Origin of the sequence: Fibrella musci (assembly GCF_041321105.1) — a bacterium.
GTDB lineage: Bacteria > Bacteroidota > Bacteroidia > Cytophagales > Spirosomataceae > Fibrella > Fibrella musci.
Genome location: NZ_JBGGWD010000001.1, coordinates 895,724 through 922,043 on the forward strand (window position 1 = coordinate 895,724; position 26,320 = coordinate 922,043).

Annotated in this window: 23 protein-coding genes; 16 read left to right on the forward strand and 7 right to left on the reverse strand. The window is 52.8% G+C overall.

Annotated features, from left to right (window positions below; all coding sequences use genetic code 11):
- The first annotated feature begins 394 nt into the window (after positions 1 to 394).
- The 8 genes from ACAW74_RS03600 to ACAW74_RS03635 all read left to right on the forward strand — a co-directional run bounded on the left by ACAW74_RS03600 (position 395) and on the right by ACAW74_RS03635 (position 10,379).
- Entirely contained in the window at positions 395 to 1,129 is a 735-nt protein-coding gene (locus ACAW74_RS03600; RefSeq protein ID WP_370696820.1) for an acetylxylan esterase, read from the forward strand.
- Positions 1,130 to 1,183: 54 nt separating this feature from the next.
- A complete protein-coding gene (locus ACAW74_RS03605; RefSeq protein WP_370696821.1) occupies positions 1,184 to 2,635 on the forward strand; it encodes a family 43 glycosylhydrolase in 1,452 nt (483 codons plus the stop codon).
- 351 nt (positions 2,636 to 2,986) lie between these two features.
- Complete coding sequence (locus ACAW74_RS03610; RefSeq protein ID WP_370696822.1) at positions 2,987 to 5,515, forward strand: cellulase N-terminal Ig-like domain-containing protein; 2,529 nt, start codon at positions 2,987 to 2,989, stop codon at positions 5,513 to 5,515.
- A gap of 349 nt (positions 5,516 to 5,864) precedes the next feature.
- Complete coding sequence (locus tag ACAW74_RS03615) at positions 5,865 to 6,533, forward strand: hypothetical protein (RefSeq protein ID WP_370696823.1); 669 nt, start codon at positions 5,865 to 5,867, stop codon at positions 6,531 to 6,533.
- Between the two features lie 150 nt (positions 6,534 to 6,683).
- Complete coding sequence (locus ACAW74_RS03620; protein ID WP_370696824.1) at positions 6,684 to 7,190, forward strand: hypothetical protein; 507 nt, start codon at positions 6,684 to 6,686, stop codon at positions 7,188 to 7,190.
- Between the two features lie 404 nt (positions 7,191 to 7,594).
- On the forward strand, positions 7,595 to 8,131 hold the full coding sequence (locus tag ACAW74_RS03625) for a hypothetical protein (RefSeq protein WP_370696825.1): 537 nt from the start codon (positions 7,595 to 7,597) through the stop codon (positions 8,129 to 8,131).
- 444 nt (positions 8,132 to 8,575) lie between these two features.
- Positions 8,576 to 9,340: a type I methionyl aminopeptidase gene (gene map, locus ACAW74_RS03630; protein ID WP_370696826.1), complete on the forward strand. Its 765-nt coding sequence runs from the start codon at positions 8,576 to 8,578 to the stop codon at positions 9,338 to 9,340.
- Positions 9,341 to 9,386: 46 nt separating this feature from the next.
- Positions 9,387 to 10,379, forward strand: a complete 993-nt coding sequence (locus tag ACAW74_RS03635) for a heme-dependent oxidative N-demethylase family protein (protein WP_370696827.1) — start codon at positions 9,387 to 9,389, stop codon at positions 10,377 to 10,379.
- 209 nt (positions 10,380 to 10,588) lie between these two features.
- On the opposite strand, the gene ACAW74_RS03640 is transcribed toward ACAW74_RS03635, so the two are convergent.
- Complete coding sequence (locus ACAW74_RS03640; RefSeq protein ID WP_370696828.1) at positions 10,589 to 13,015, reverse strand: heavy metal translocating P-type ATPase; 2,427 nt, start codon at positions 13,013 to 13,015, stop codon at positions 10,589 to 10,591.
- A gap of 156 nt (positions 13,016 to 13,171) precedes the next feature.
- Between ACAW74_RS03640 and hemN the strand changes: the two genes are divergently transcribed.
- The gene (gene hemN / locus ACAW74_RS03645; protein WP_370697219.1) at positions 13,172 to 14,563 is read left to right on the forward strand and encodes an oxygen-independent coproporphyrinogen III oxidase; all 1,392 of its coding nucleotides are present in this window, start codon (positions 13,172 to 13,174) and stop codon (positions 14,561 to 14,563) included.
- 160 nt (positions 14,564 to 14,723) lie between these two features.
- Here the strand turns inward: hemN and ACAW74_RS03650 are convergent, their stop codons facing one another.
- The 4 genes from ACAW74_RS03650 to ACAW74_RS03665 all read right to left on the reverse strand — a co-directional run bounded on the left by ACAW74_RS03650 (position 14,724) and on the right by ACAW74_RS03665 (position 16,928).
- Positions 14,724 to 15,059: a thioredoxin domain-containing protein gene (locus ACAW74_RS03650; RefSeq protein WP_370696829.1), complete on the reverse strand. Its 336-nt coding sequence runs from the start codon at positions 15,057 to 15,059 to the stop codon at positions 14,724 to 14,726.
- 147 nt (positions 15,060 to 15,206) lie between these two features.
- Positions 15,207 to 15,956 (reverse strand): acyl-CoA desaturase, encoded by a 750-nt coding sequence (locus ACAW74_RS03655; RefSeq protein WP_370696830.1) that lies wholly within the window; start codon positions 15,954 to 15,956, stop codon positions 15,207 to 15,209.
- 41 nt (positions 15,957 to 15,997) lie between these two features.
- Positions 15,998 to 16,399 (reverse strand): group III truncated hemoglobin, encoded by a 402-nt coding sequence (locus ACAW74_RS03660; RefSeq protein WP_370696831.1) that lies wholly within the window; start codon positions 16,397 to 16,399, stop codon positions 15,998 to 16,000.
- A 118-nt stretch (positions 16,400 to 16,517) separates the two neighbouring features.
- Positions 16,518 to 16,928: a hypothetical protein gene (locus tag ACAW74_RS03665; RefSeq protein ID WP_370696832.1), complete on the reverse strand. Its 411-nt coding sequence runs from the start codon at positions 16,926 to 16,928 to the stop codon at positions 16,518 to 16,520.
- A gap of 196 nt (positions 16,929 to 17,124) precedes the next feature.
- On the opposite strand from ACAW74_RS03665, the gene ccoS reads away from it, so the two are divergent.
- The 7 genes from ccoS to ACAW74_RS03700 all read left to right on the forward strand — a co-directional run bounded on the left by ccoS (position 17,125) and on the right by ACAW74_RS03700 (position 23,422).
- Positions 17,125 to 17,298: a cbb3-type cytochrome oxidase assembly protein CcoS gene (gene ccoS, locus ACAW74_RS03670; protein WP_370696833.1), complete on the forward strand. Its 174-nt coding sequence runs from the start codon at positions 17,125 to 17,127 to the stop codon at positions 17,296 to 17,298.
- 24 nt (positions 17,299 to 17,322) lie between these two features.
- Positions 17,323 to 19,545 carry a cytochrome-c oxidase, cbb3-type subunit I gene (gene ccoN, locus ACAW74_RS03675; protein ID WP_370696834.1) on the forward strand — a complete coding sequence of 741 codons (2,223 nt, stop codon included), beginning with the start codon at positions 17,323 to 17,325 and terminating at the stop codon, positions 19,543 to 19,545.
- Positions 19,546 to 19,706: 161 nt separating this feature from the next.
- Positions 19,707 to 19,877, forward strand: a complete 171-nt coding sequence (locus ACAW74_RS03680) for a hypothetical protein (protein ID WP_370696835.1) — start codon at positions 19,707 to 19,709, stop codon at positions 19,875 to 19,877.
- A gap of 11 nt (positions 19,878 to 19,888) precedes the next feature.
- Positions 19,889 to 20,716 (forward strand): cbb3-type cytochrome c oxidase N-terminal domain-containing protein, encoded by an 828-nt coding sequence (locus ACAW74_RS03685; RefSeq protein ID WP_370696836.1) that lies wholly within the window; start codon positions 19,889 to 19,891, stop codon positions 20,714 to 20,716.
- 50 nt (positions 20,717 to 20,766) lie between these two features.
- Complete coding sequence (gene ccoG, locus ACAW74_RS03690) at positions 20,767 to 22,197, forward strand: cytochrome c oxidase accessory protein CcoG (RefSeq protein WP_370696837.1); 1,431 nt, start codon at positions 20,767 to 20,769, stop codon at positions 22,195 to 22,197.
- A 92-nt stretch (positions 22,198 to 22,289) separates the two neighbouring features.
- Complete coding sequence (locus tag ACAW74_RS03695) at positions 22,290 to 22,718, forward strand: FixH family protein (protein WP_370696838.1); 429 nt, start codon at positions 22,290 to 22,292, stop codon at positions 22,716 to 22,718.
- A 2-nt stretch (positions 22,719 to 22,720) separates the two neighbouring features.
- Positions 22,721 to 23,422 (forward strand): sulfite exporter TauE/SafE family protein, encoded by a 702-nt coding sequence (locus ACAW74_RS03700; RefSeq protein ID WP_370696839.1) that lies wholly within the window; start codon positions 22,721 to 22,723, stop codon positions 23,420 to 23,422.
- 55 nt (positions 23,423 to 23,477) lie between these two features.
- Here the strand turns inward: ACAW74_RS03700 and ACAW74_RS03705 are convergent, their stop codons facing one another.
- Both ACAW74_RS03705 and ppk1 read right to left on the reverse strand, forming a co-directional pair.
- Positions 23,478 to 23,705 (reverse strand): PDDEXK family nuclease, encoded by a 228-nt coding sequence (locus ACAW74_RS03705; protein WP_370696840.1) that lies wholly within the window; start codon positions 23,703 to 23,705, stop codon positions 23,478 to 23,480.
- A 69-nt stretch (positions 23,706 to 23,774) separates the two neighbouring features.
- Positions 23,775 to 26,120, reverse strand: a complete 2,346-nt coding sequence (ppk1, locus tag ACAW74_RS03710) for a polyphosphate kinase 1 (RefSeq protein WP_370696841.1) — start codon at positions 26,118 to 26,120, stop codon at positions 23,775 to 23,777.
- Positions 26,121 to 26,320 lie beyond the last annotated feature (200 nt).

Below are 26,320 nucleotides of genomic sequence, written 5' to 3' on the forward strand. Positions count from 1 at the left end.
ATAAAACCTGACCAGTACTCTGTAAACCTGCTATGTACAGACAGTGTGCCCCCTTGTTATCGGTTGTATTTTTTGTTGTCGTATCCGCCTTACTGACAACAGGTGGCCTTATCGCCCGGAGTTCAGGGCCATACATACCACTTCCTTACCTACATCTGTCGAAGGGTGATACATCCCATACCCTGTCTATACTCGTCACATCGGCCTTTACCGCCCGAAAAGCACCGGATGCCAAAGGGTTCGTTTAGCATTGGCTGATACTGAAAGAAAAAAAGACATTGTCAGGCACAACATAGTCACCAACAACTCCCTCCGCATCGTGCTTGCGGCTGACAATTTTCCAGCGATTACACCACTATCCCGAAAACTCTTGCAACCACTATACGCATAAACCATGAGTCTACATTGTGAAAAATTGGCGTTGGCAGCGGGCTTTGTCTTTTTAGCAGGCCTAGGCCTACAAAGCTGTTCCGTCACGCCAAAAAGTCAAACGGCAGGTACTGCCAAAAGCGACACCGTACGAAGTCTTTCTCCCTACTTCACGTCGGCCACCAGAGCAAAAAAGACACCGGATGCTGAAGGCTTCATCCAACGTTGGTTGTTACTGGAACCTATCAATAAGCCTAACCGCACCAATACTGTTTTTACAGACAGTTACCTCCGAACGGCCTTCGCAACCGAGTATTTTCAAAACCAGTTTACGGCGCTCCCCAAAGACGGCGATAAAGTAAAAGCAGGCGATCAGGAATTGACCTGGCATGCCCTTGAAAGCACCAATTACAACGTCAAGTTATTCCGTTTCGCTTACGGATTGAGAAAGCCAGTCTACGGCGTTTTATTTTGGGCAGTGACGGTCATTGATAGTCCGCAGGAATTGAAAAATGTCAGAATGGCGGTTGGGTCAAATTCGGCATCGATGTGGTGGCTGAATGGCAAAGAGTCGGTGATGCTTTCTGGCGACAGGCGGATGGTCATGGATGACTGCGTTTCAAATCGCCTGACGCTTAACAAAGGAAAAAATATAATTCGGGGGGCCGTTATTAATGGTCCTGGCATGAGTGATTTCTGTGTTCGCTTCCTGGGTGAAAACGGAAAGCCAGTGAAGGATCTCACGATCAGTTACGAATAAAATCAATTGATCTGCCTGTTTCGAAGCTATCTATTTTACAGAATTGACATTACCATGAACCTAAGGACTAAACTCATTGGTGCAATAGCCCTGTTGTCAGTGTGGTCGACCGAAACCATACAGGCACAAGTCGGGAAACCGTTTATTCATGACCCATCAACCATCGCTGAATGTGACGGAAAGTATTATACGTTTGGCACAGGCCGAGGTGGCCTGATATCCGAAGATGGCTGGACATGGAACGGTGGGGCAGAACGACCGGGTGGTGGAGCGGCCCCGGATGTAGTGAAAATTGGCGACCGGTATCTGGTTGCCTACGGGGCAACAGGTGGCGGTTTGGGAGGCGGACACAATGGGCGGATACTGACCATGTGGAACAAGACACTCGATCCCAAGTCGCCCGATTTTAAGTATACGGAAGCGATCGTCGTTGCCTCATCAGATGGAGTTGAAGACAATGATGCCATTGACCCGGGGATGCTCCTTGATCCAACCGACGGTCGTTTGTGGTTATCGTATGGTACTTATTTTGGATTCATCCGCCTCATCGAACTCGACCCTAAAACGGGAAAACGAGTCGCAGGAAACAAAGCAATCAACATTGCCATTGATTGTGAAGCCACCGATTTGATCTACCGGGATGGCTGGTATTACCTGCTCGGCACCCATGGAACCTGCTGCGACGGCCCAAATTCGACCTATAATATTGTGGTTGGCCGTTCCAAAAAAGTAACCGGTCCATACCTTGATAACATGGGGCGGGACATGCTAAAAGGCGGCGGCAAAATGGTACTGGCGGCTGGTGGCCGAGTTAACGGTCCCGGACACTTTGGCCGGGTCATTCTTGGCGATGGCGTTGAAAAAATGTCCTGCCACTACGAAGCCGATCTGGATCAGAGCGCTCGTAGTGTACTAGGGATCCGTCCGTTGCTTTGGAAAAATGGATGGCCCGTTGCCGGCAACAACATCAAAGAAGGGACGTACGAAATTGAGTCTGAACGGCGTGGGTATGCGTTAGAATTGATCGTTGACTTCACACGAATGCCCGTTGGCCCGCGCGGACCGAATCGTAACAATGATGAGCCAATAAAATCGATTCCATCGCAGGAACTAGCCGACGTGATTAAAACCTGGCCAACGGGTACGATTGGTGTGCGAATCGGTGATTACATGTTTCGCCCCCATCAAAAGTGGACGATTACGGCTGTTCCAACGGCGGGTGGTTACCTTGGCGGTCCCTATTACAAAATCGTCATTGCCGGAACAGAACGTGCCCTGGCAGCAACGGCAGACGCCGAACTCACGACGGTTCCAACCTTCACCGGTACTCCCGAACAGCTATGGCGAATTGACCAACTCACCGACGGTACGTACCGGATCATGCCCAAGCAAGTACCTAATTCAGGCAAACCATTAGCGTTGGTCTCTTCTGGAGACAGCACCCCCACCCTGGCCGAGTTTGACGCCAACAGCGATAATTCCAAATGGAATTTTAAGGCGCACTAGGTGTAATCCTGCTTCCGTTGGCGCAGATATCCTTCTGCTACAGAAAAGCCGTCAGCTGAATAATGTATTATCTGGGTACGTGTTCGTCCATCTCATAAAATAAGGAGGATACAAAATTTTCGTATCAGCTAGCCAAGAAAATCACAGTACACAAATAGTACGATTCGTACACCAATTCACATTAATCAACATGATCTGAAAGCAGAAATCTACATTACCCGATGCACAAAATTGCGTGCTACTAAAAATGGATAATTCATAGTTTGCGCTACTCATTATTTATTTTCTCAATTGACTTCCTAATTAGTCAGTTGATTAGTGACTTTTTTAGTGATGAACCCTTTTATTGACATGAAGAAACTAACCATTTTATCAGTAATAGTGCTACTGCTCGGGGCATACAACCATGCGTTGAGTCAGGAGTTGAAACTCAATAATCTTGAGTATTTCGAGACGCAGGGTGTCAATGTACTGGTGTATAATAATTTGTTTACCGGCGGGTTTAACGATGAGAAGAATGCCGGTATCGAATTGATCCACCACGGAGTACGGACAGCCCAGGGTGGTGCGGTGCGGCTGTCGAACACGCCGGAGCAGTGGGATCTGGTGCCGGAGGTTTCCAACCGAAAGGTAGACCGGGCAACGAACACGATCGAGGCGACCCTGCGGTATAAAGACTATGACTTCAGCTCACGGGTAGTCGTTACAGGAAAAGGCAAGGGGGTAGAGATCGCCGTTTATCTCGATCAGCCGCTTCCCAAGGCGCTGGAAGGAGCGGCCGGGTTTAACCTTGAGTTTTTGCCCTCACAATATTGGGCTAAGACGTACCTGATGGACGGGCGCTACAACCGGTTTCCGCGTTACGTAGTCGGCAACAGCGCCACACGACCCAATAGCGAAAAGCCAAAGCAATTTAAAGGGTACAATACCTCCGACGACCGGGGCACCGGCCGGTTTATCGATCCGCTACCGCTGGAAAAAGGACGTACGTTTCTGCTGGCTCCCGACGAACCGTCGCGCCTGATAAAAATCGCCTCGCCGGATGCTGACCTTATGCTGTATGACGGCCGTGTGCTGGCGCAAAATGGCTGGTTCGTCGTGCGCAGTATGCTGCCAGCGGGCAAAACAGGCAAGGTGTTGACCTGGACCGTTGAACCCAATGCCATCAAAGGCTGGGTACGTGAACCCAACATTGGTTTCTCGCAGGTGGGTTACCGCGCTACGCAACCCAAAGTGGCTGTCATCGAACTCGACAAGAAAGACAAGCCACAGGCAACTGCCGCCTTGTATAAGATAGGTACAGACGGCAATGCCAGCGCCGTATTCAACGGTAAAATCGAAGCGTGGGGCGACTACTTCAAATACCATTACGTGAAATTCGACTTTACGTCAGTGAAAGAACCCGGTATCTACTACATCAAGTACGGGACTGTGCAGACGAACAACTTTTTGATCGACAACAGCGTCTACGATAAGATCACCGATGCCACAAGCGACATCTGGATTCCAATCCATATGAACCACATGACGGTAAATGAAGCCTACCGCATCTGGCATGGCGAACCGTTCAAGGAGGGCTATCGGCAGGCGCCGCCCAACACCGACCACTTTGATCTGCACGCGCAGGGCCCAACCACCGATACCAAGTACAAGGCGCTCGACTTGATCCCCGGCCTGAACGTAGGTGGTTTCTTCGACGCTGGCGATTTCGACATCGAGACCGGGGCGAATATCAGCGTAGTGCAAAACTTCGTGCGGACGTGGGAATATTTCAAACCGTCGCGCGACCAAACGTTCGTTAGCCAGAAGCAGCGGTACGTTGACCTGCACCGCCCCGATGGTACGCCCGACGTATTGCAGTTTATCGAGCATGGCACCCTGAATCTGGTGGCGCAGGCCGAGACGCTCGGCCATATGGCGCAAACGCTCTCCAACTCGGTGCTCGATAATTACCATCACCTCGGCGACGCGGCTTCGCTCACCGATGGTCTTCCGTACAATCCGAATCTGGGCCCTTACGAAGTGGCCGCCGATGGCCGGTCAAGCGGGGTTAAGGATGATTTGTGGGCCTTCACCAGCCGCAATGCGGGCCTTGACCTGAACGCAGCCACGATGCTGGCGGCCGCGAGCCGGGCCCTAAAAGGGTACAACGACGAACTGTCGGCGCGGGCCTTGGTGCAGTCGAAACGATTGCTGAAAGAAGCAACGGAGTTGCTCGCCAGCCAACCACAAGACAACATGGCCAGACGGTTTGGCTCAAGCATTTCGACCAACCTGCAATTGTACATCTCGACCGGAGAGCAGGAATACCTTACCAAGTTTCAGGAACAATTGTGGCCTGCGCTCGACCGCAACGTGAACTTCACGCTGCTAACAGCCCTGGACGCCATACCGCATATGGACGCAGCCTATAAAGAAAAGCTCCGGCCTTATGTAGTCAAGTACAATGATTACATCAAAGGGCTTGAAAAGAACAACCCCTATGGCGTACCCATTGGGCTAGGCAACTGGGCCGGTAGCGGCGAGGTTATCAACTTTGGTACGACCGTTTGCTTTGCCAGCAAGTATTTCCCGGATATTATCGACGCCAGCCATGCCTTTAAAGTGAGCAACTACTTGTTTGGCTGCCATCCGTACCACAATTATTCATTGGTGGCCGCGGTGGGGGCTACCCGTCCCAAAGCCGTCTTTTACGGGAACAACCGGGCTGACTTTTCCTTTATTCCGGGGAACGTGGCACCGGGCCTGTTGTTCAGAAAACCCGACCACTTTGAAAACTACGACGACTGGCCTTTCTTCTGGGGCCAAAACGAAGGCACGATTGCCGGCAACACCAGTTACCTGATCTTCGGCTCAGCCTTCAAGAACCTGGTCAAGTAAACAGACTTGAGTAATTGCTATAGCACAAGTGATAAGCCCGCTAGTTTGGCGCTTGTCACTTGCGCTATTTTTTGTAGGTTTAGGCGGTTCTGAGTTGCGTCAATACAACTTGCCCTTATCAAACAATACAAAATACGCAATGCGTGTTTTGTATTGTTTGATGACGCAGATTCAAAAATTACTTAAGCTCAGTATCTTGATTGTCAGACTATTGCGTTGCCATAGGGCGTGGTTCTATTATATTTGAGCAGTATATATTTAGATTTGTTCTATATGCTAAAAAGTGCGTCTATTTATGAGTTAGCGGTAAGCGTAAAATAACAAACCGTCAAAAGTAACATAAACAGTAATGGAACAGATTGAAATATCAAAAATCATAAAAAAGCTAGAAAGAATTGAAAAGACGAATGGTGTTGAAGTTGAAGACATTCTTAAACTTCTAAAAAATGGAGACCAAACGTTAGTTCAACCCATAAAGGAACTATCTTCAAGACTTGAATGGAAACCAATAAATAAACAATCGTATGTTCCATTAGCGACTTGGACTGATATAGTTTGTGTTTATTTGGAATTTGGATTAAACGGTTTAAAGGAATTACTTATAAAAAAAGATAAAATTTCAGAGTTTGTGCTTGGTATTTTGGGAGAACTTACTACTGTTGAAGCGTTAAGTACAATTTTAAGTGTTGCTGAAAAATTCGATTTGACAACTAATGAAAGTAAAGAAATTGAGTTTATAAAAAAATATAGCTATTCTTTAAATATGATTTCTTTCAAGATTGATAGACAAAATATTAATGATAATTTATATGTAAAACTTATCAACAATTTGAAAAATATGATCGAGTTTTCAAATACTATAAACAATGAAGTAATTAGAGCGAATTGCATTGCTTGTATGGGAAAACTAGGACGACTAAACGAAATTGATTATCTCAACAAGCAAAGAAAATTTGAAACGCCGTATACAGGACTTATTAAAAAAATGACTAAAAATATACAAAACGCCTACCGCTAACAAGGGTTTTGCAATAGTGGGGCGAAACTGCAAAGTTCAACGGTATTTCTTAGATTAAACTTTTGTGCAAAATTGAAGATTTGTGCTTCGATTGCCCCACCATCGCAAAGCCCCAAAACGTTGCACGCAAGCATATCGACTACATTTACTATGACAAAAATTGTTCTGATACTTCTTCTTTCTGTATTACTTTTCTCTTGTGGACAACAGGTAAGAGAAACAGATAAGGACACAGTAAAGGAAGGCAACAAATCAACAACCCTTTCAACCGACACAGGCAAACTTTCAAAGATTATAGACCTTGTGACATACAAGCCAACTCATGTTAAGTTTAAGTATATTTTCATTGACAATTCAGGACAAAACGAACGGCTAAGTATTCCTGGACCATCGGATAGTTATTTACAAGCCGTTTTATATTTTGACACAGTAACGTACCGACAGTTCAAGACGAAATATTTTAATGCAGATTATGTATCACCAAATTATGACAAACAAGATTTTAACTTTGAATGGCTCGACACAACTATAAGAAAGGAACTTTTGCAGTCCGACACAAGCTATCACGGACATCCGGATTTCTTTTTAGGATTAGGCGTAAAAGGTAAGTTGTGGCTTTTGAATAATAAGGTCTTGCTGACTAAGACCACAGATTGACAAACCAAAAAATGCCATGCGTGCAACATTGGGTTTTATGCAAGTTGGGCTTGACATTGTAACATCAGCTAATTGCAAATCCAAACTGTGGTTCAGGCTGGACGAATAAATCTCAACTTTTGTTCTCAGATTCAATTTTATATTTTCAATCAGCCGCGGTTATCGGCGGACGGAATTCTAATTCCCAACCTGCATAAAGCCCTGCTCGTTGCCTGCAATTTTATGGATAAACTTCAACCTCAAGATCATTTACAACAGCTGCTGTTGAGTTTGAACGTATTGAAAGGATTTTACTTTATTTCAGAGTAAGTAACAATCTCATTAATGAGGACTTACTAAAATCTATCACAAAACTCAAAACATTCAACGAAAATTTAGAGGTCCCATTTGAACTTGACATGCAAATGGAAAAGGAGTTTTTGGAGATAAATTACTACGAGATGACTTTATCGACGATGATGTATGTAAAGACGGTTGACAACTTTGAAAATTATTTCAAAGAGATTTTATCAGAAATTGTCATAAGCGAACCTAGAGTGCTAAAATCTAAAGAGACTGAGCAAATAGACTTTATCCTATCATTCACAAACTACAATAGTTTAATTAATGCAATTGTAGAAAAGAAGGTTGAAGCGCTTTTTCATCAGGGCATAGATGGCATTCAAAAGTTTTTCAGAGACAGAATTGGGATAGAGGTCTTTAAAGAGAAAGCTGACCAAATAAATCTTCTAGTCAAACAGAGAAACTTAGCGGTTCATAATAGAAGCAAAATCTCTAAGGATTTCTTACGGCAATTTCCTAATGAAAACTTCACCGAGAATATGTATTTAAACTTCACATTTGACTACGTTGGAAAAGCAGTTCCGGCTTTGTACAAAATAATTAACGAGCTTGACTATGAGTTCACTAAGAAATTTAATCTTCTTCAAGTCGAGTATTAAAACCACAGTCAACATCGGCTTGGCGTTATGGAGGCTGACGAAGCGCGACATCAGCAGTAATTATCGCTTTTGCGCCACATACCATCGGGACCGAATGTTATGAGCCGTAGAATAAAACTTGTACAGTAGTTCATCATTCGGCTTTAGTTGTCGGCAGATAGAACACAGAATATCGTCACATCGCCAATGCTTGATGTTGACCATGATCTGAGGTATCCAATACCTCCCTTACCGCTTATCTTTGACTATACTGCCGTACTTTCCTATCCAATAGCAGTTCAATGAGCGGCCGGGTACGTTGCCTGTCGGTTGCTTCGATTGATGAATACCAATGCGCCGAGAACCTAAAACGATGGTTGTTCAGTTTGATCCTAATAGACTGAAGTCAGCGGCCTTCCTTGTCAGCTGGGCAATGACCCACTAAACGAATAACTAACTACCCGTATGTCGATAACCAGAGAAGCGGACCTAATCGGAATGCAAAAAGCGAGTGAAGCTGTTGCGGCCACCCTGAAAGCAATGCGAACCTACGCCCAACCCGGTATGACCACTAAGCAACTGGACGAGTATGGCGCTGCGATCCTGGCCGATTACGGGGCTAAATCAGCGCCGTATCTGACCTATGGCTTTCCCGGCTGGACGTGCATCAGCGTAAACAATGAGTTTTGCCACGGCATTCCGTCTGACAAACGGGTGCTGAAAGAGGGCGACTTAATCAACATTGATGTATCGGCTGAACTGAATGGCTTTTGGTCTGACAACGGCGGCTCTTTTATACTGGGCAACGACATCAACCGACACCAAAAACTTGTAGACGCCTCGAAACAGATTTTGCGCAGGGCAATAAGTAATATAAAAGGCGGGGTGCGTATTTCAGAGATTGGCCACTTGATGGAAACGGAAGCCAAAAAACAGGGTTACAAAGTCATCAAAAACCTCACCGGCCACGGCATCGGCAAAAGCCTACACGAAGAGCCCAGTGAAATCGCCAATTTTCGGGACCGCTCCAATACAGCACGGTTTAGAAAGAATTCAGTCGTCGCCATCGAGACCTTTATTTCAACCACCTCAACCTATGCAGAAACACTACAGGACGGCTGGACCATGGTTGGCGACAAAGGTGGTTTTATGGCGCAACACGAACACACAATTGTGGTTACCGACGGTAAGCCACTCATCTTGACGGAAATGAATGAGATTTGGAATTAGTGAATAGGCTACTGGGCAGGTCTTTTTCCCGATAATAGAGGCAAGCGTGCTACCCTACTTTCCTTTTCAGCAAGAGTTCAACCAACGACCAGGTACGTTGCCGCTCAAACCCAGCGACGCCCTGATCGAAGTCGATACGCACTACGAAGCGGAAATCGCCCTAAAACAAGCCTTGCTGACCGACAGCAACCCCGCTATCCGAAATGGGGCGGGGCAGGCTGTACCTGATTATTACTTCCAAGCCGCGCCCGGCACCGAAGCAGCGCAATGGGACGTGCTGGAGGCCGTCCTGACCGACCTATCCCGGCATCAGCCCGATCAGTTTAACTTACATAAGGCTGGTGATCAATGGCACTGGCAAAACCACCGGCTGGGTACGTCGGCGGCATTCACGTATGGGGAATCAGGTACGTTACCGCTTTCTCCGCTCGATTGGGTAGGTCGGCAGGTACAAGAGGATTTGCTGATTCTCGACGGCCCCAACGCGACGCTGGTAGCTGGTCAACTCTGCTTTGGCAACGGCTGGAGCCTCGATGAAAAGATGGGTTTGCCGTTTGGGTCGATTCACGCGCCCATTAACCCGATTGTGCCGCCGATGATGCAGGCTGCTCAGACGATTATGGACCGGCTCCCCGTGGGAAAACCCCTCTGGCGCCTCAACTGGAGCCTGAAAGCCAGCGATCAACTCGACATGACAACTCACCGAATGCCAGCGCTTAACGCCCAACTCGCCGACCTGCTACCCACGTTGACCGCCACCAATGCCGGAGATCACCTGTTTATTCGCATCGAACGCCAGACACTGACCCGCCTACCCCGCTCCGGCGCGATCCTGTTTGGTATACACACGTACCAGAACCGCCTTGCCGACGAATGCCGCGCCCGCCCCGACGCCGCCCAACGCCTGTTGGCCGTGCTGGAAACCACCCCGCCCGCCATGCTCGATTACAAAGGTATCCGGCCTTTTCTGGCGGTGACGTTAGCGTGGTTGAACGCGGTTAGATGGAACACGGATGACGGGGATTTTGGGGATGAATAAGGCTGAGTATACAGGAAGAAGCGTTTTTGTCATCCCAACGACAGGAGGGATCTCAACCTTTCTCTCTTGAGAGTCAAGACGCTTCAAGATCCCTCCTGTCGTCGGGATGACAAAAAAGTAGAATAGCTCTGTCTCTGACTAAAAACTTCATTTTCCAAATCCGCGATCATCCCCAAAATCCCCGTCATCCGTGTTCCATCTAACCGCGTTCAACCCTCTTTCAAACCCCGCCAGTTGCGCATACCAACGGTGGCGATCAACACCATCGTTGCCGAACTGAGCGGCATCAATACGGCGGCCACAACGGGTGAGAGGTGACCGGTGGCGGCAAACGACAGCCCGACGAAATTGTACAGTAGCGATATGCCGAAGCTGAACCGGATGAGGCGCATGGCAAAGTGGCTATAGCGCAGAAAACGAGGCAGTTGTCGCAGCGAACGACTTTCCAGAATGGCATCGCTCGCGGGTGTAAACTGAAGCGTATCGTCGGTCACGGCAAGCCCCACGTTGGCCTGCCGGAGCGCACCGGCATCATTAAGGCCGTCGCCAACCATCAGCACCTGCCGACCCGACGCCTGTAGCTCGCGTACGAGGCGCAGTTTATCGTCGGGGCTACAGCCGAACGTCATGGCGGCGTCGGCAAACCAGGCACGCAGGTCCTTTCGGGCCGCATCGCTGTCGCCCGATAGCAGGTACAGGTCTTTCCCGCTTCCTTTCAGTGCCGTCAGCATGTCTATGACGCCGTCGCGCAGTTGCCCGGCCAGCCGGAAATAGCCCCGGTATTGGTTATCGATGCGAACATGCACAACTGAACTGCTCGCCGCTCCATTAGTAGGCACATCCACAAAAGCCGCACTCCCCAGTTTAACAATGGCTTCATCGACCAGCCCGATCAGTCCCTGCCCCGGCATTTCGGTAAAATGAGCAATGCCAACGGGCGGTTCTTCGGCCAGAAACTGCCGTAACCGACGACTCAGCGGGTGAGCCGACTGCCCGACCAACGTCGCGACCATAGCCCGTTCGATAGACGACAGCGGCGGGTTAAAGACCTCCGTGACCGACTCGGCAATGGGCGTGGTGAGTGTACCGGTTTTGTCGAAAACGATGGTGTCGCAGTGGGAAAGCTGTTCGATGGTTTCGGCGTTTTTGAGGTAGAAACCCCGTTTGCCCAACAGCCGCAGTCCATGCCCCAGCGCCACCGGATACGACAGAGACAGCACGCAGGGGCAGGCGACAATCAGCACCGCCGTGAAGGCATTGACTGCCGTGGTGGGTTGCCCGACCCAGCCGTACCAGTAAGCGCCGATGAGCGTGGCCAAGGTCAGCACGGTGATGGTGAAGTACGTACCTACGGCATCGGCAAAAGTCTGTGCCCCAGTAGTTTGTTCTTTTTTAAACGCATCGTTATTCCAGAGCTGCGTCAGGTAACTCTGCGATACGTTCCGGACAATTTCGAGGTCGATGGCCCCGCCAAGATGCCGCCCGCCCGCGTAGAGCAGGGCGCCCGGTTCGCGCTGTTCGGGCGTCGATTCGCCCGTCACGAACGAATAATCAATAACGCCTTCACCCCGATACAGCAAACTGTCGGCGGGAATCAGGTCGCCGTGACGTACCCGGATCCGATCACCTTTTTGTAGGTCAGCCACCGGCGCGAAGGTTTCTTCGTCGCCCACCAGCCGACGCGCCGCTAACGGAAAATAGGATTTATAATCGCGCTCGAACGACAGAAAATCATAGGTACGTTGCTGAAACCATTTTCCACATAACAAAAAGAAAATCAGGCCTGTAACGGAGTCATAATAGCCCGCCCCACCCAGCGCGAAGACTTCATATGTGCCCCGAAAATAAGCGACCAGAATGCCAAGCAGAATGGGGAAATCGATGTTGATGAACCGACCACGAACGTGTCTTTTTAAACTCTTCCAAACCGACTTGAAATAGCCCGATCCGGAGTAGAACACGACGGGCGTGGCCAGCACCAGGTTGATGATGCCAAACCAGTGTTTGAAGACCGAATCGTCGAGGCCAAGGTATTCGGGGAAGCTGAACAGCATGATGTTACCCGCGCAGAAACCCGCCACTGCCAACCGATACAGCAGTGGTCGGTACGTCTGTTTCTGCCCTTCCTTCACCACGTCGTTGAGGCTGATCAGCGGTTCGTAGCCCAGCGACGTGAGCAGTTCGGCCACCTGCCGCAACGACAATTTTCCCGGATTGAACACCAGATGTACCTGTTTCTTGAGAAAATCGACGCGGGTTTGCGCTACGGCCGGTTCGATGCGGTACAGGTGTTCAAGCAGCCACAGGCACGACGAGCAGTGGATAGCCGGTATGTAGAATGTAGCGTGGGCCACTTTGTCGTTCTGAAACTCGATCAGCTGCGCGGCAATATCGGGATGATCCAGAAACGCCAGCCGGTCGAGCGAGGGCGTCTGATTGGGCATGAACGTACCCGGCGCGGCATTCAGGTCGTAATAGCGGCAAAGCTGGTGGTGCTGCAAGACCTGATAAACGGTTTCGCAACCCGTGCAGCAAAACGGTTTGTCGTCGTAATACAGCGTCGCGGCGGGGCTGGGGCAGTCGTTACCACAGTGGTAGCAAACCGTCTTGGTGGGGTTGACCGTAGGCGTCATCATCCAGAATCGTTTGGTCAAAATTGCCGCCACCACCACCGCCAAAACCTGACGAAGATCAGCCCGGCAACTGATTGGCGTTGGGCTGGTGGCCCTTCTCCAGCCCGATTTTTGTCTGATCCTGCGGCCCGACAACGTACCTGGAAGCGGGCTCTTTTCATGCACAACGCGCTCATCGCCAAATACAACGTATCTGGCCCCCGCTATACCAGCTACCCAACCGTTCCCTTCTGGAATACTGATGCGTTTGACCACACAGTCTGGCAGGGACGGCTCACCACGGCCTTTGCCATGGACAACTACGCCGATGGGATCAGCCTGTATATTCACCTGCCTTACTGCGAAAGCCTCTGCACGTTTTGTGCCTGCCATAAGCACATTACCCGCAACCACGCCGTCGAAAAGCCGTACATCGACGCCCTGCTGGCCGAATGGGCACTCTACTGCGACTGGCTCCCCGAGCGTCCGCGTATTGCCGAGCTACACCTCGGCGGCGGTACGCCCAGTTTCTTCGCGCCGGAGGAACTTCAGCGCCTGCTGACGGGCCTCTTTGCGTTGGCCGATCCGGTGGAGACGTCATCGGGCGGTGGGCCAGACTTTGGGTGGGAAGGCCACCCCAACAATACCACTGCCGCGCACCTGCAAACGCTCTTCGACGGCGGCTGTCGGCGCGTTAGTTTCGGGGTGCAGGATTACGATCCGGTTGTACAAAAAGCCATTCATCGCGTGCAGCCGTTCGAGAACGTGCGCCGCGTCACCGAAGAAGCCCGCACCATCGGCTACACGTCGATCAGCCACGATCTGGTGTTTGGTCTACCCTTTCAACGCCCCGACTCCATCCGGCAAACGATTGCCCAGACCCTGACGCTGCGCCCCGACCGCATTGCCTTTTACTCGTATGCTCACGTACCCTGGATCGGTAAAAAGGGCGGGGCATTTGGGCAACGCGGTTTTCGGGAGGCGGATCTGCCCACGGGCGAGGCCAAACGTGAACTCTATGAGATTGGGCGCGATCTGCTGCTCGAAGCTGGGTACGTTGAAATCGGCATGGATCACTTCGCCCTCCCCCACGATTCGCTGCACGTGGCGCTGCAAAACGGAACGCTGCACCGCAACTTCATGGGCTACACCACCACCCGCACCGATATGCTGATCGGCCTGGGCGTGTCGGCTATCAGCGACATTGGCACGGCGTTCATGCAGAACGACAAAGACTTACGTAGTTATCAGGAACGCGTGATGGCGGGGCAGTTCCCCATTGGTCGCGGCCATTTACTGACCGACGAAGACAGCCAGGTACGTCAGCAAATCCTCGACATTATGTGTCGGTTTGGCACCGTCTGGGCTACGGATAAGCTGTCGGCCAGCGAACGTACCCAGTTGCTCATGCAACTCGATGCTTTCCGCGCTGATGGCCTGATTGATTTCGACGAAAGCCACTTGTGGGTAACACCCGAGGGGCGCCCCTTTTTGCGCAACATTTGCATGGCATTTGATCGCCACCTTGCTCGCAGCCAACGTACCGAACGCCTCTTTTCGCAGACGGTATAGACTAGAGCTGGCTACAGCAAACGGAGCGAACCTTGCTGAGGCTCAGGCATCAGCAAGGTTTTCATGATCCCGGTTATACCTTAAACCACGCCACAAAAAAATCCCGATGCACCTAACCCCTCAGGCGCACCGGGATCTGCACTCCCCTATTTACCTATACTTAAAGCGCTTTGATCCGCTCCAGCAGGTGCGGCAATAAGGTACGTTCTTCCCAAGCCCGAACCCCCTCCTGTCGCCAGCGTTCGACGCCATGATGCACCAGCACCAGGGCGGGCAACTGGGTTAAGTTAAAGCTGTTAACCACATCGGGATGAGCCGTTTGGTCGACATTGAGTACCCGCACCAGATCGGGCAGGCGCTGCTGTAGCCCCTGACTAAACGTCGTCATGAAGGTGCGTTCCTGAACGGCTTCCCGCGACGTAGCAGGTGGTAAAAAGCAGAGCAGTACGGCCTTCCGGGCTGTGGCTACGGGTGGCGATAGTGTGTTGACTTCCATCACAAAAAGGCGATTGGGCCCGCTTACATAGGTGCTTTGAATTTACTGATGAAGATACGGCCATTACTAACCAAAAAGTATAATACCCGTCACCTCAAGTGTTGATTAATCACCCATAACCGATTGGTTGAGATCAGAGTAACGGACTTACATATATGCTTCGTCGCGCCCCCAACGTACCCGGATGACCCCAACCTTGTTCAGCAAGCGAATCAGCGGGTAAGCCGGGTCCAATTCATGCCAGCGGAAGCCACCAAAATTGACCCGTCCACCGAATTTGTGGTGGTTGTTGTGGTATGATTCGCCCATCATCAGAAAGTCGAAGGGCAGCAGATTTCTGGCCGTATCGTTGACCACAAAATTGGTGTACCCGTATCGGTGCGCATACCAGTTGATGATGGCTCCGTGTACTGGTCCCATCAGAAAGTGCACCGGTAGCAGCAGAAACCACCAGGGCGACGGCGAAAACACCACGTAGATGAGCGTGTAGACCGCCACCCAGCCCAAACGCACCAGCCAGCGATCGCCAAGCCATTCCATAAACGCCCAGTTGGGTACGTTCTTTTTGAATTTCGCCGGGATGTGGTCACGGTTGTTCACGATGTCGTTGTAATACGTCCGGGTCTTCCACATCATATCGAACAGATTTTTGGAGAAGTCCGGCGAGTGTGGGTCCTGCTCGGTATCAGCGTGGGCGTGGTGCAGACGGTGCATGATGCCGTAGGCGCGCGGGCTCAGAAACGACGATCCCTGGGTGAGAAACGTGAGCGTGTAGAAGAATTTCTCCCAGCCTTTGCTCATGGTAAACATCTGATGAGCTGCGTAGCGGTGGAGAAAAAACGTTTGCATCAGTACCGATGCGTACCAGTGCGCCAGAAAGAAAATGGGAATGATCATTAGGCAGTGAAAAGTGGGAAATAAACTTGACTAACAAGCCCTTACTCCGTCTGTAGCAGCCCTGTCAGATGCAGGCGGCTTTGCATGACGGCAGCAATCGACTGAGCCCGGAGTATGGCTTCATTGGCCCGCTCACCGGCGAAGCACTCCCTCACGGTCTGGCTAAACAGCGCTAGCCACTGATCGAAATGATCGGGCCGGATGGGGGCTTTCTGCGCCAGTTCAAAATGCGGGCGCATGGGGTGGCCCTGGTAGCTGTTGGTACCCAGCAGCAGGCTCGACCAGAACTTTTCGATTTTGGGCAGGTGCGTCGGCCAATCGACCTGCGCTACCCCGTCGAAGAGGTAACCCAATTCCGGGTTTTGCCGCACACGAGCGTAGAATCGGTCCAGAAAATAAGCAATGTCGGCTTCAGTTTCGATGTCGCGAAGGGGCGTATGCATGCGGAAGGTGGCGCGCGGCCAGAAACGGGTTAGACGGATGTTGACCGGCGGGGCTCGTCGCCACCGCCTGTTCTATAAATCAGCATCCGGCCCCGTCCGGTTCACACCCGCGAGGGGGTTAAATCAAATTAAGCCTGACCAGCCCCGCCAGAAACTGGTAACAGATTTCGCGGAGGCGGGTCAGTTCGTCGCCGAGTTGGGCGAACGTACCTGTCAGCGCCTGATAGCGATTGTATTGCGGGTTTTGACAGGGCACACTGTCGCAGGTGGCGCTGCCACATAAGTAAAGCTGACGCAGCTGATCGATCCGGTTTTTGAGTCGGCTCAGGCTGGTATAGTAGCTCATCAGGCGGTAATGAAGTCCCTGCGGATTGGGCCGGTCTTTCAGGTCATCAAACAGGCTCAGCAGCCCGTCGATTTCGGCTTCATTGTGGCGCAGGGTAGCCGCCCAGTTCTGGTTCTGCGTGCGGCAGGTTAGGATGCTCGGCAGTGCCTCGTCGGTAGTTGGGGTCATGGCAACGAGTTGCATAATTTTCTGAAAATAGGGGTGTTTCGGTACGTAAAAGTAGCCGCTCCCCCGCCCCTGCCGCCTGACGGCCGTCAGCTCCCGATCTGATAGTTATCAGCCAGCGAGGCGGCTGAATTTAATCAGGCCCTCTACTGACCGAACTCATCGGTGCCCGACCGGCCGCCGCTCACTTTTGGGGTGTTAAACATCCCTGCGTATGGCTATCCTCTTTTTTATGATCGGCGTCAGTCTCGTCATGGCCCTGGGTTTTCTGGGCGCGTTCATCTGGTCGATGCGGACCGGCCAGCACGACGACCTTTACACCCCTTCCCTGCGCATGCTCTTCGACGACGACACCACTACGCTTTCACCGCCTTCCGATCCTGCTTAATCAATAATCTCCGTTTCGTTGCTTATGTCTACTGTATCAAACACCCCCGTTACCCTGGTTTCGACGGACCGCGAAACGCTCGGGCAACCGCCGGGTTACCAGCCACCCGTCAGCCAGCTTCCCGCCGAGCAGTTCACCTACGACAACCGCATCGTGCGTGATTTTGGCGTCGCCACCATGATCTGGGGGATCATCGGGATGCTTGTGGGGGTAATCGCGGCGACCCAGCTGTTTGCTCCCGTGGCCAACCTGAACACGCCCGAAACCACGTTTGGGCGCATCCGGCCACTCCATACCAACGCGGTCATTTTTGCCTTCGTGGGGAACGCCATTTTCATGGGGGTGTATTACTCCTTGCAGCGGCTCTGCAAAGCCCGGATGTTTTCTGACCTGCTTAGCCGGGTACATTTTTGGGGCTGGCAACTGATTATCCTGTCGGCCGTGGCGACGCTGCCGTTCGGCATTACCACGTCAAAAGAATACGCCGAACTCGAATGGCCCATCGACATCGCCATCACGCTGATCTGGGTGGTGTTTGGGGTGAACATGTTCGGGACGATTTTCAAACGGCGCGAACGGCACCTCTACGTAGCCATCTGGTTTTACATCGCCACGTTCGTGACGGTGGCGGTGCTGCACATCGTCAACTCGATGGAGATGCCCGTCAGCTTCCTGAAAAGCTATTCGCTGTATGCCGGGGTGCAGGATGCCCTCGTGCAGTGGTGGTATGGCCACAACGCCGTAGCCTTCTTCCTGACGACCCCTTACTTGGGTATGATGTATTACTTCCTGCCCAAGATGGCCAACCGCCCCGTGTATTCTTATCGCCTGTCGATCCTGCACTTCTGGGCTTTGATTTTCATCTACATCTGGGCGGGGCCGCACCACCTGCTCTACACTTCGCTGCCCGACTGGGCGCAGTCGCTGGGGGTGGTGTTCTCGATCATGCTCATCGCGCCGTCGTGGGGTGGTATGATCAACGGCCTGCTCACGCTGCGCGGCGCCTGGGACAAGGTACGCGAAGACACCATTCTTAAGTTTATGGTGGTGGGCCTGACGGCCTACGGTATGGCTACGTTTGAAGGCCCGATGCTGTCGCTCAAAAACGTCAACGCCATTGCCCACTTCACCGACTGGATCGTGGCGCACGTACACGTGGGCGCGCTGGGCTGGAACGGTTTCCTGACGTTCGCCATGCTTTACTGGCTCGTGCCGCGCCTCTACCACACCCCGCTGTTTTCGCAAAAGCTCATGAGTGTGCACTTCTGGCTGGGTACGTTGGGCATCCTGTTCTACGCCATTCCGATGTATATCTCGGGGTTCACGCAAGGGATGATGTGGAAAGAATTTACGCCCGAAGGCACGCTGCACTACGGCAACTTCCTCGACACCACGCTGCGCCTGTTGCCCATGCACCAGATGCGGGCCATCGGTGGCACGCTGTATCTGGCCGGGGCTATCCTGATGGCGTACAACCTCTTCAAAACGATGGCAGCCGGTACGCTAACGGCCAATGAACCCGCCGAAGCTCCGGCTCTGGCCAAAACCTATGTGGCCACGGGTGGCGATACCTTCTGGCACCGCTGGTTTGAACGCAAGCCCATTCCGCTACTGATTGGCTCGTTGGTAATGATTCTGATTGGCTCGCTGGTGGAGCTCATTCCGACCTTTATGGTGCGCAGCAACGTACCTACCATCGCTGCCGTACAACCCTACACGGCCCTGGAGCTGGAAGGCCGCGACCTATATATCCGCGAAGGCTGCGTAGGCTGCCACAGCCAGATGGTGCGGCCCTTCAGGTCGGAAACCGAACGCTATGGCGAGTACTCGAAAGCAGGCGAATATGTCTACGATCACCCGTTCCTGTGGGGTAGCAAACGCACCGGTCCCGATCTGCAACGCGAAGGCGGCAAGTACCCCGACTCATGGCACTACTACCACATGCGCGACCCCGGCTCGATGTCGCCCGGCTCAATCATGCCCGCCTACGCCTGGCTGGAAGCGCGCAAACTCGACACCGATAAAACGGGCGCCAAGATGAGCGCCCTGCGCAAGGTAGGTGTCCCTTACGACGATCAGACCATCGCGACGGCGACCGGCGATCTGCAAAAGCAGGCCACGACGATCAGCCAACGGCTGGCGCAGGACGGCATCAAGGTGCAGCCCGACCGGGAAATTGTGGCGCTCATCGCCTACCTGCAACGCCTCGGCACCGATATCAAAAAAATGGAAACCGCTAGTAGATAATGTACAATGAATAATGCACGATGGACAATGCGGCGCTGCGGTAGAATGGCTGACGCTGATTTGGCCTGACGAACACTCATTATGCCGCGCCAGCTAGCCCCCCGGCAGACCGCATTGTGCATTGTCCATCGTGCATTATTCATTAGCCAACTCCCGCTTTTATGTTCAAGCAATTCATCTCAAAAATTCCCGGAGCCGACCTCTATATGGTCGGTTCCTTCCTGACCTTCTTCGCGTTTTTTCTGCTGGTGGGTCTTTATCTATGGCTGGCCGACAAGAACCATATGGGTCAGATGAGCCGCCTTCCTCTCGATGATTCTACGTTGTCTTAAACCGTCCTGCCATGTACTTTTCGACACTGTTTGTAACCGCCGGTCTGGCCACTGCCTCCGGCAATGCCCCTGGCAAATCGATCTGGGCCATTGAATCGGGTGAGGAGTTGGTGCTCCTGATCGCGCTGATTACGCTGCTGGTAGGTATGGTGCTGGTGGGGTTCCTGTGCGTCTACCTGCTGATTATGCTCAAGGCCATACTGGCCCCGGCAGGTCAGGCTACCGAGAAACGCACCTTTTGGCAATACGTGACGGGGCTGTGGCCACTGGCTCAAGAGAGAGAATTGGTGATGGCCCACGCCTACGACGGCATCCACGAACTCGACAACCCCACGCCGCCTTGGTTTATGGGCCTTTTCTACGGCTCAATCGGGTTTGCGGTCATCTACCTGTTGCTTTTCCACGTGGCTGGTGTTGGGCAGCTGTCGCTGGCCGAGTACAACGAAGAGGTACAGGTTGCCGAAGTGGCCCGTGAAGCCTATATCCAGAAAGTAGCTGGCTCGATCAACGAAAATACGGTCAAGCTGGTGGGCGATGCCAAATCGCTCGACGCCGGAAAGGTGCTCTTCTCGCAAAAATGTGTAGCCTGCCACGGACAGCAGGCGCAGGGCGGCGTTGGCCCCAACCTGACCGACGAATACTGGCTGCACGGCGGTTCAGTAAAGGCGGTTTACCACACCATCAACGAAGGTGTGCCCGAAAAAGGCATGATGTCGTGGAAGAGCCAACTCAACCCGCTGCAAGTGCAACAGGTCGCCAGCTACATTTTGTCGCTTCAGGGCTCAAAACCCGTTGGTGCCAAAGAGCCGCAGGGCGAAAAGATGGTGGCCCTCAAGTAGGTACGTGGCTGGTACGTAACGTACCTGCTCTTTCAACTCAATTAGTCCTCATGCATCTCGACGTTCACGAACCCGGCCCGGTTGATGACTATTTCCGGACTCACCTGCCCAATCAGCTCGATACTGGCGGCCGTAAATGGCTTTATCCAAAAGCCTCTTCGGGCTCATTTACACGCTGGCGGACAGTGGTTGGTCTGGTGTTGCTGGTCTGTTTGTTTGCCGGGCCGTTCGTGTGGGTCGATGGGCATCCGCTCTTTCTGTTCAATGTGCTCGAACGCCGGTTTATCGTATTCGGCGTTACGTTCTGGCCGCAGGATTTTTATCTGGTTGCGATCGGGCTGATCACCTTTGTGGTGTTCATTGCGCTCTTTACAGTGATTTACGGGCGAGTCTGGTGCGGTTGGGCCTGCCCGCAAACGATTTTTATGGAAGGCGTTTTCCGGAAAATCGAAACTTGGATTGAAGGCGATTATACCGCTCGCCGTCGCCTCGACGCGGCCCCCTGGACGACTGAGAAACTCCTGAAGAAAGGCGGTAAACACCTTGTTTTCTTCCTGATCTCGTTTCTCATCAGCAACACCTTTCTGGCCTACCTGATTGGCCGCGATGCCTGGCTGAGTTTGATCACCGACAACCCAGACCGGCACCTGGCAGGTCTGACGGCGATGCTGGTCTTCACGGGTGTTTTTCACGGTGTCTTTGCTTACCTGCGCGAGATCGTCTGCACCACCATCTGCCCGTATGGCCGATTACAAAGCGTGATGCTCGACAAAAACTCGCTGATCGTCGCTTACGACTACATCCGGGGCGAACCGAGGGGACACCTTCAGCGCGGAGCCGCTTCGCAGGGGAATGGCGGGGCCGTCTCCAAAGGCGACTGCATCGACTGTAAACTGTGCGTCCACGTTTGCCCTACAGGTATTGATATCCGAAACGGCACGCAGATGGAATGCGTCGGCTGCACGGCCTGCATCGACGTTTGCGACGAGGTAATGACCAAAATCGACCGGCCCACCGGCCTGATTCGGTACGATTCGCAGAAAGGCATTGAGTCGCGCCAGCCATTCCGATTCACCCCGCGGATTGCGGCGTATTCGGCCGTGCTACTGGGCCTGCTGTGTATACTGGCCGGCCTGCTCATGACCCGCCCGGCGCTCGATGTCACGGTGTTACGGGCGCCGGGGCAACTGTATCAGCGCGAGGCCAACGGGCGTGTTGCCAACCTGTATTCGCTGGAAGTGATCAACAAAACCTATGGTGCTCTGCCCGTGCGGCTGCGTATCAGCCAACCCAGTGCTCAGTTGCGGTTTGTACAGCCGCTCACTACTGTTCAGCCCGGCGAACTGGCTAAAACGATGTTCTTCATCAGCCTGCCCGAAGCGACACTGCACGACACCTCTACTGACCTGCACATCGACGTATTGAGTGGCGACGAGGTTATCGACGAACTGGATACCCGCTTTTTAGGCCCCGTACACTAATGACCAACGACTGAAAGCGCGAACGGGTGATTTCAGTCAGCCATCAGAACGCTCATCACTCGTTCGCACATTTAGTACTTCGACTTTGACTTATGAACTGGGGAAAATCCATTGTGCTTGTCTTCGTTTTGTTTGCCGGCTTCATCGGCACGATGGTCGTTACCATGAGCCGTCAGCGTATCGACCTGGTGCGCGACGACTATTATCAGGACGAGATCGCGTATCAACAACACATCGACCGCGTTACCAACGCGGCTCACTTAACCAACAAGGTTCCCATGACGTACCTTGCCGACACTCAGGAAGTAGCGGTTTTTCTGCCCGCTTCGCTTCGCCAAGGAACCCTCCTGTTTTATCGACCCGCCGACCGGGTACAGGATTTTAGGGTCAAAATTCCGCAGGAACACGCCACTCGTCAGCTTGTATCGACCAAAGGGCTCTCAAAAGGCCATTGGCGGGTGCAGTTCACTTGGTCTGACGGACAGCGCGATTATTACACTGAGCAGGAGCTGTTTTTATGAGTATGGCCTGGCTCTTGGCGGCCCTCACGACGGGTCTTGTGGGTAGCCTGCACTGCGTGGGTATGTGCGGGCCGCTGGCGATGGCCCTGCCCCTTGGCCGACTGCCCTACCATCAGCGGTGGCTGGGTACGTTGCTTTATCACACGACCCGGCTCACGGCCTACGCGAGTCTGGGCGCGGCGATTGGCGGGCTGGGGCAAGGGTTGCTCTGGCTGGGCTGGCAACGCTCGGTATCGGTAGGGGCAGGCGTTTTTTTACTGGGGTTAACGGTGCTACAACGAGGGCGGTGGGGTGGTCTTACCGCCCGTCTGTCGTCCCGGTGGCTCATGGACCCAATGGCCCGATGGCTGCAACGGCCCTCACTGCTGTCGTTTGCAGGCTTGGGGTTGCTCAACGGCTTTCTGCCCTGTGGGTTTGTTTACGTGGCGATGGCGGGGGCTATCACAACGGGGCAGGCCGTGCCAAGCGCCCTGTACATGGTGGCTTTCGGGCTGGGTACGTTGCCCGCCCTCCTGACCATCCGGGCGATACCGACATTTTTTCCGGTTCAGGTACGTCAGCGCTTTACCTGGCTCATGCCAATTTTCACCATCGGACTCGGCCTGTTGCTGCTTGGCCGGGGGTTGTATCAGCCGCCTGCTACAGAAGCCAAACCGGGAGCCATTCCCCTTTGCCACGGTACGTTGACCCTAAAACAGCGTTAGTGTATAGCCGGTCAGTACCGACCCACCCGATAGCGCGTCCATCTTGCTTTTGGCATCAGTCAAGCGGCCCGAGGGCGATTTCAGATCCAGCACAACATCCGGGCCGATTCCACAAACCAGAATCAATAGTCAACGCAAAGTTGCGGTTGGCCGTTTCGCCGCCTGTTAAGCTCATAAGAACGATATCTCCATTTTTACGACGCTCGAAACGCAAAGAGGGGTTATCCTGACAGAACCGATAAAACTCGTCGTCTGTCAGCCGGATATCCTCGGCAAAATGCATCCTACCCGTTTCCATATAGTCGTTGTCATTGGCCCAATGACTACAAATGACGCCGTAGGCTACTATACATTAAATCGTGGCAATTGTGCGCTCGCTGCCTTCCACCAGATTGGCAGGTACGTCGACGGGCGGCTCGATGATTTCGTCGAACAGTTGCGCCTGCATCACGTCGGCCTCCGTTACGTTGAAAAACGCTTCCTGCATATTGAAAGGCGCCTCTCCTTCGGCCGGTTCGCACTTTTTGTAAGTGCCATCCTCCTGAAGCTCGTAGGCATTCACGGTATCATGCAGGTTGTATTCCAGAATCAGGATGGCCTGCTGCCGAACCCGCACGTCGGCGAGGTAAAACAACGACTCGATCCGGCGGTCGAAGCTCCGTACCATTACGTCGGCGCTGCCCCCGTAAATCTTCGGCTCACCTGCGTTGTGGAAGTAGAATAGCCGCGTGTGTTCCAGATAATCGCCCACAATCGACCGGAGGGTGATGTTTTCGCTCAGCCCTTTGCGCCCCGGACGCAGGCAACAAATCCCGCGTACGATCAGCCGAATGGGCACGCCTGCCTGCGAAGCCGCATATAGCTCGTCGATGATGGTTTTATCTTCCAGTGAGTTGATCTTGATGCAGATGCCACTGGGCAGCCCACGCCGGGCGAGGTCGGCCTCTGTGCGGATCAGATCGATCAGCTGGTTCCGCATATCGCGCGGGGCCGTTATCAGATAATCGTAACGACTTGGTAATGAGTGACCTGTGATTACATTAAAAAACTCCGAAATGTCATTGGTGTACGTTTCGCTCGTTGTGATCACCCCAATGTCGGTATACATCCGGGCCGTGTCTTCGTTGTAGTTGCCACTCGACAGGTGGGCATAGCGCACGACTTTGCTGCCTTCGTTACGCACAACAAGCAGCAGTTTGGTATGCGTTTTAAACCGGCTGATGCCATAAATCACGAAGCAGCCCGCCTTTTGCAGCCGTTGCGCTTCGCGGATGTTGTTTTCCTCATCGAACCGCGCCTTCACCTCAAACAGCACCGATACGTGTTTTCCGTTTTCGGCGGCTTTCAGGAGCGCTTCGGTGATGCGCGATCGTTTAGCCAGCCGGTACACCGTCAGCTTGATGGCCAGCACCTGCGGGTCTTCGGCGGCCTGCTCCAGCAGTTGTAGCACCGGCTCGAAGTTGTTGTACGGGTGGTGCATCAGGATGTCGCGCTCCCGAACAGCCTCGAAAATATCGCCAATCCGTTCCCGCTCCAGCCCAACGGGCGGTACCGACGGGTGCGGCGCGGGCATATCATTCTTAAATTCAGGGTGACGGATAATCTGCCACAGACTTGTGAAGTCGATGAGTGTGTCGACGGCGAAGATGTTGTAATCATCGATCTCCCAGCGTTTTTTCAGCAGGTTGATCATCCACTCCGACGCCGACGATTGCTTGGCTCCTGCCTCGACTTCGACCCGCACCACGCGCCCCAACCGGCGATTCTTGATCTTCTGCTTGATTTCGTCCAGAAAATCGGCCTCCACGTCGTCATTTTCTTCCAGCGTAAAATCGCCGTTGCGCGAAATACGGAACAGGTTTACCGACCAGATTTCGACGTTGCGGTACAGTTTGCTGATGTGCTGGCGAACGATCTCTTCAATGGGTAGGAACGCAATCTGCTCGTCGCGCTCAAACACCATAAAGCGGGGCAGGTTGGCCGGAATCTGCACAAACGATAGCCGTTGGTTATCGCTGTCGTCGTCGGGCGTCGGGTCGTGAAAATCGCCCGCGGGTGTATACGTTACCACGCCGAAGATCAGCACCTTGGCCAGCAGCACCGGGAAGGTATGCGTGTAATCATACAGCATGGGCGTGAGCGTCGGGTAGATCGTCCGGTCGAAGTACGACGACGCCTGTTGCCGCTCGGTCTCGCTCAGGTCGCTATACTTGATCAGAGCCAGCCCGTTTTCGGCAAACAGTGGCATCAGATCATTCATGAATACCGCCTGCTGATCGGTATTGAACTGCTGCAACGCCCGAAACAGCATCTTGCGGAACGGCCCTTCGCGCAGCCCAGAGTAGTCGACCCGCTCCTTGTGATAGTCAATGTAATTATACAAACTCCCGACCCGAATGCTGAAAAATTCGTCGTTGTTAGAGTCGGTAATCGCCAGAAACTTGAACCGCTCCATCAGGGTGCGGTTCGGGTGCCGGGCCTGGTCGAGCACCCGCTCGTTGAATTTGATCCAGCTCAGGTCGCGGCTGAGGTAATCGCTTTGGTCAATGACACTACTCGCCCGGTCGGTCACCTTGTCGGAGGTGCGGTCAGTGGTTCCTGTATCGGCGCGACCTGCGTCCGTCTCGGCACGCTGGGTCAGGCGGGAGACAAGGTTACCAATCAGGTTGCGGCCCCGGGATTGATTCGGATAACGCATGAGTTCAGAAAAGTGGGTGGTTTGTAAGGCAACGCAGAACGCAGCGATTCAAACAGGTTTTCACGTATTAAATTATTGTAATGCGGTTGATCGAAAGGCGTCAGGCACTATCCGGGTCTGTTACCGATATACATAAAGCAGTCGCTCCAACCTGTTTAATCGTCCGGTCTATGTTCTGCTTATTAACAAAAAACCGGGCT

Coding starts and splice junctions, on each gene's coding strand:
- ACAW74_RS03600 (WP_370696820.1), top strand. CDS start 395: ATGAGTCTACATTGTGAAAAATTGGCGTTGGCAGCGGGCTTTGTCTTT.
- ACAW74_RS03605 (WP_370696821.1), top strand. CDS start 1,184: ATGAACCTAAGGACTAAACTCATTGGTGCAATAGCCCTGTTGTCAGTG.
- ACAW74_RS03610 (WP_370696822.1), top strand. CDS start 2,987: ATGAAGAAACTAACCATTTTATCAGTAATAGTGCTACTGCTCGGGGCA.
- ACAW74_RS03615 (WP_370696823.1), top strand. CDS start 5,865: ATGGAACAGATTGAAATATCAAAAATCATAAAAAAGCTAGAAAGAATT.
- ACAW74_RS03620 (WP_370696824.1), top strand. CDS start 6,684: ATGACAAAAATTGTTCTGATACTTCTTCTTTCTGTATTACTTTTCTCT.
- ACAW74_RS03625 (WP_370696825.1), top strand. CDS start 7,595: ATGGAAAAGGAGTTTTTGGAGATAAATTACTACGAGATGACTTTATCG.
- map (WP_370696826.1), top strand. CDS start 8,576: ATGTCGATAACCAGAGAAGCGGACCTAATCGGAATGCAAAAAGCGAGT.
- ACAW74_RS03640 (WP_370696828.1), bottom strand. CDS start 13,015: ATGATGACGCCTACGGTCAACCCCACCAAGACGGTTTGCTACCACTGT.
- hemN (WP_370697219.1), top strand. CDS start 13,172: ATGCACAACGCGCTCATCGCCAAATACAACGTATCTGGCCCCCGCTAT.
- ACAW74_RS03650 (WP_370696829.1), bottom strand. CDS start 15,059: ATGGAAGTCAACACACTATCGCCACCCGTAGCCACAGCCCGGAAGGCC.
- ACAW74_RS03655 (WP_370696830.1), bottom strand. CDS start 15,956: ATGATCATTCCCATTTTCTTTCTGGCGCACTGGTACGCATCGGTACTG.
- ACAW74_RS03660 (WP_370696831.1), bottom strand. CDS start 16,399: ATGCATACGCCCCTTCGCGACATCGAAACTGAAGCCGACATTGCTTAT.
- ACAW74_RS03665 (WP_370696832.1), bottom strand. CDS start 16,928: ATGCAACTCGTTGCCATGACCCCAACTACCGACGAGGCACTGCCGAGC.
- ccoS (WP_370696833.1), top strand. CDS start 17,125: ATGGCTATCCTCTTTTTTATGATCGGCGTCAGTCTCGTCATGGCCCTG.
- ccoN (WP_370696834.1), top strand. CDS start 17,323: ATGTCTACTGTATCAAACACCCCCGTTACCCTGGTTTCGACGGACCGC.
- ACAW74_RS03680 (WP_370696835.1), top strand. CDS start 19,707: ATGTTCAAGCAATTCATCTCAAAAATTCCCGGAGCCGACCTCTATATG.
- ACAW74_RS03685 (WP_370696836.1), top strand. CDS start 19,889: ATGTACTTTTCGACACTGTTTGTAACCGCCGGTCTGGCCACTGCCTCC.
- ccoG (WP_370696837.1), top strand. CDS start 20,767: ATGCATCTCGACGTTCACGAACCCGGCCCGGTTGATGACTATTTCCGG.
- ACAW74_RS03695 (WP_370696838.1), top strand. CDS start 22,290: ATGAACTGGGGAAAATCCATTGTGCTTGTCTTCGTTTTGTTTGCCGGC.
- ACAW74_RS03700 (WP_370696839.1), top strand. CDS start 22,721: ATGGCCTGGCTCTTGGCGGCCCTCACGACGGGTCTTGTGGGTAGCCTG.
- ACAW74_RS03705 (WP_370696840.1), bottom strand. CDS start 23,705: ATGCATTTTGCCGAGGATATCCGGCTGACAGACGACGAGTTTTATCGG.
- ppk1 (WP_370696841.1), bottom strand. CDS start 26,120: ATGCGTTATCCGAATCAATCCCGGGGCCGCAACCTGATTGGTAACCTT.